This window comes from Lentzea indica (assembly GCF_012184385.1).
Lineage (GTDB): Bacteria > Actinomycetota > Actinomycetes > Mycobacteriales > Pseudonocardiaceae > Lentzea > Lentzea indica.
In genome coordinates, this window is the sequence record NZ_VSRL01000424.1 from 1 (window position 1) to 4,467 (window position 4,467).

The 4,467-nt window shown below is 67.5% G+C and carries 2 protein-coding genes; both read right to left on the reverse strand.

All coding sequences use genetic code 11. From position 1 onward, the window contains the following. The coding region (locus FXN61_RS47560) for a galactose-binding domain-containing protein (RefSeq protein WP_312878560.1) at positions 1 to 1,136 on the reverse strand (1,136 nt) is incomplete at its 3' end. Positions 1,137 to 1,188: 52 nt separating this feature from the next. Continuing rightward, positions 1,189 to 4,467: CARDB domain-containing protein (locus tag FXN61_RS47565; protein ID WP_167980355.1), on the reverse strand; the 3,279-nt coding region annotated here is incomplete at its 5' end.

Below are 4,467 nucleotides of genomic sequence, written 5' to 3' on the forward strand. Positions count from 1 at the left end.
GGCCGGGTCACCTCACCTGTAGCGGTGACGACACGGGGATCGCTGCTCTGCCAGGTGAGCGTCACGTCGCGGGCGCCCTTGGACGGCAGCGTGACGTTGACGCTGGTCGCGCCGGACGCCACCTGACCGCCGTTGCGCACGGTCGCGGTCAGCCTGATCGCGTCGGCCTCGCTCGGGCTGGCAGGTGTCCACGTCAGGTTCGTGACGGTCAGGTCAGGACCTGGCGCCGTGGCACCGAAAACCTGGAACTCGGCGACCTGGCCGCCGGGCGCGCCGGTGTTCGAGTAGAAGTGCAGACGCACGTCGGAAGCCCGTGCGGTGACCGGGATCGTCACGGAGTTGCCGCCGGCGGGGTCGAACCGGTAGTCCGCCCGTGCCTTCAGGGTCGCGAACGCGGTCGCGCCCGCCTCACGGCCCAGCACCTCGAAGTTCTGCGTGCGCGCACCCCAGATCGGGTCCGGGTTGAGCTTCACGACGACCGAGGAGAGGTCCGCGTCCGCGCCCAGCTTCGCGGTCAGGTGACCGGGGAAGCCGTTGGACTCCCAATAGGTGCCGGTGTTGCCGTCGACGGCGTTGGCCGGCACGAAGTTGTGCACGTGACCGGATTCCTCGACGGGCTTGCCCGCCGCGAGGTCGTCCCCTGACGGCGGCGGGTCGACGGGGCCCGACTCGCCGTGCACCTCGAACTCGCTGAGCTGACCCGCGGGCCACGCGGTGTTCGCGGTGATCGTGACGCGCACGTACCGCACGGAGGTGGCCGCGAAGTCGAGCGTCACCGTGTTGTTCGAGCCGGGCGAGAACACCTGCCCGCGCGAACCAACGATGTCGCTGAACTGCGACCCGTTCGCACTTCCCTGCACGACAAGGGTCTGCGTGCGCTGCTCCCAGTTCGCGGGCAGCCGCAGCACGACCTTGCTGACGTCCTTCGCGGCGCCCAGGTCGGCCTGGATCCACTGCGGGAACACGTTGTTCGTGCTCTCCCAGTAGCTGCCCTGGTTGCCGTCACCGGCGTTGCCCGCGCCGTACGGGCCGTTGTTGCTCGACGCGGTCAGGTTGGCGGACAGCCTGACGACTGCTGCTCCTGCCGTTGGTGTCAGTCCGAAGAGTGTCAGTGCGGTGACGAGTGCAGCACTCACCGCACGCCTCAATAGCGTGTTCTTCATCGAATTGCCCTTCACGGCAGGGAAATCAGTTGATATTGATCTTGAAGGTGGAGGTGGTGTTCCTGATGTCCTGGAAGTTGTTGCTGAACCGGAGGCCGTTGAACGTGACCTCGCCGACGGCGGGACCCTGGCCTGGTTCCGGCATCTCGTTGGCCCACAGGCCGAAGCCGGACTTGGCGTCGAACTCGTCGCCGCTCTTGCGCGCACCCGAGATGCTCACGTTGGACAGCAGGGTGTCCTGGAAGATGTTCTCGTGGGCGCCGTTGTACTTGGTCTGGAACATGATTCCGCTGTACGTCGGGTCGATGATCTCGACGTCGCTCACCCGGATCCCGGTGTACTTCTTGGAAGCCGAGAACATCCAGATCGCGCCGAACGTCTGCTGGCCCCAGAAATGGCCGCCGGAACGCACCAGCGTGAGGCCGCTCAGCGTCGTCGGCTCCGGCCCGAAGTCCTCCATCGGGTACCCGAAGTCGAGCGAGCTGATCGTCACCGCGGAGTAGGTCAGCGTGTCCGCCACGTAGATGTTGCGGAACGTGTTGAGCTTGCCGCCGTAGACCGCGACACCGGCCGCGCGCCACGGAGTCAGCGCCGTCAGGTTCTCGAAGACGTTGTCCCGCTGGCCACTGCCACCGGCGTCGGTGGCGGCGAACAACGCGAACGCGTCGTCACCCGTCGAGCGGGCCTCGATGTTCGCGATCCGGTTGCCCGCCGACCCGTTCGTCATGTTGATCGCGTCCGCGTACAGGTCGCGGACCCGGCTGTTCTTGATGACGTTGTTGTCGACGTTGGTGCCCCAGAACATGCACATCATGTGCTCGACCCAGATGTTCTCGATGGTGATGTTCTGCACGCCGGCGAAGTTGAACACCTTGCCCGGCCCGTCGTTGCGCTGCGTGTAGTTGCCGAACACGGCGAACCCGCTGAACGTCGAGCCGCTCGCGGACGACTGCGCGTCGAAGCCGATGTCGGTGTTCTCCTGGCTCGCCGGTGCCTGGAACCTCGTGAACCACGGCCCGGCGCCGATCACCCGGATCGCCTTGCCGTAGACGGTGAACTTCTGCCCGGTCTGGTAGGTGCCCGCGGGCAGGTACACGCCGATCAACGTGCCGGTGGTGTCCATCCGCACCTTGTCGAGCGCGTTCTGCACGTCCTGGTGGGAGAACCCGGCGGGCACGGCATAGCGTGCGGCGTCAGGACTGCCCGCTGCCGTCACCTGTTCGAAGTTCACGAAGTCGATCGCGTAGTTCGTGGTGTTGGCCGCGTCCTTCTGCAGCTTGATCTTCGTGCCCGCCGGGAACGTCGAGTTCAGCGTCACGTTCGCCTCGTCGTAGATGTGGCGAGGGCCGCCGGCTCCCGGTGAGTTCTGAGGAGAGGACTCGTTGCCGTAGAGCCACATGTACTTCGACGTCAGGTCGATCGCCTTGTGGAACTGGCCGTTCACGTAGACGTTGAGGTTCGAGGTGATGCCGCCGCCGCCCGGGCTGTCGGGGATGGAGAAGCGGGTGACGAGTGTGTTGGTGGGTGCTGACGTCGTGAACTCGACCGAGGAACCGGTGCTGTTCAGCGTGACGGCACGGCGGCCGGACGCCTCACCCGCGAGATCGCCGATCGTCCTGTTCGGACTGAGGACCTGCGCGCCGCCGCCGGTGACGGCATCCTCCGCCTCGACGTGCTGCCACGGGACGCTGGCGCCGCGGCCGATGAACAGCGACTGCTCGCTGGTGTTGTTGCCCTGCTTGGCGGGGATCTCGTTGCCGTCGTTCGCGATCGTCGTGCGGATCGTGTACCGGCCGTCCGCGGCCTGCCAGGTGCCGAGGCTGACCGGAGCTGTCGTCGCGCCGGCGTTGATCGTGCCGTTGTGGCTTCCGGTCAGCGTGCGGACGGTCTGGCCGTTGCTCAGGATCGTCACGGTGACCCCGTGCGCCCCGGCGGCACTGTTGACGGTGCCCTGGTTCCTGATCGCGACGGAGAACGTGGTGTTCTGGCCGTTGCTGGGGTTGCTGGGCGACCAGCTCGGCACTGCCACGAGGTCCGAGCTCGGCACCGGGGTCACGACCAGCGGGTCCGGGTGCAGACGCGAGTTGTTGGTCTCGTCCTGCTCCGCCACCTTCTTGGTCTCGTCGACCTTGGCGCTGTACTGGTAGGAGCCCTCCGGACGGGCCGCGATCGTGGCGCTGATGTTCGCCTGCGCACCGGCCGCGAGGGTGCCGACCTGGGCCGTGCCCACGCTCGTGGTGCCGAGGAAGAACGTCACGTCGGTCGCTCCTGAGGCGGCGCTACCGGCGTTGCGGACGGTCGCGTTCAGCGTGATCTGGTCGGTCTCGACGGGGCTCGCCGGCGAGAACGACGTGCCGGTGACGGTGAGGTCGGGGTTCGGGGCAGGGGTGCCGAACACCTGGATCTCCGCCACCTGGGCGCCGGGCGCGCCGGTGTTGGACGTGAACCGCAGCTGGACGTCGGCCACCCTCGCTGACACGCCGATCGTGACGGCGTTGCCGCTCGCCGGGTCCCAGCGGTAGTCGCGTCCGCTGACGAGGCTCGTGAAGCCGGTGGCGTTCTGCTCGCGACCGAGGACCTCGACGTTCTGCGTGCGGGCGCCCCAGATCGGGTCGGGGTTGAGCTTGACCGCGATCGAGCTGAGGTCGGCGTTGGATCCTAACTGGACGGTCAACGTCCCCGGGAACCCGTTGGACTCCCAGTAGGTTTGGACGTTGCCGTCGTTCGCGTTGGCCGCGACGAAGTTGTGCACGTTGTGGTTCGCCGTGACCGGCTTGCCCTGGGCGAGGTTCGTGCCGGTGGCGCCCTCGCGCGTCACGGAGTTGCTGGCGGGGGACTGGTTGCCCGCCGCGTCCTTCGCGATCACGTGGTAGGTCACCCGAAGGCCGTCTGGCTGGCTGTCGGTGTAGGTGGTGCCGGTGACCGTCGTGCGGAGGCTGCCGTTGGCGTAGACGTCGTAGCCGGTGACGCCGACGTTGTCCGTGCTGGCGTTCCAGGTCAGCCGGATCTGCCCGGTCTGTGGCTGGCTGAAGGCGAGGTTCGACGGTGCGTTCGGCGCCTGCGTGTCACCGCTCGTCGGGCCGTGGACTTCGAACTCGCTGAGCTGACCCGCCGGCCAGCCGGTGTTCGCGGTGATCCGCAGCCTGACGTACCGCGTGGTGGCCGCGGTGAAGTCGATGGTGACGGTGTTGTTCGCGGCCGGGTTGAACTCGTGTCCGCGTGAGGCGACGAGATCGGTGAAGCCGGTGCCGTCCGTGCTGCCCTGGACCGCGAGGGTCTGGGTGCGGGTGCCCCAGTTCGCGGC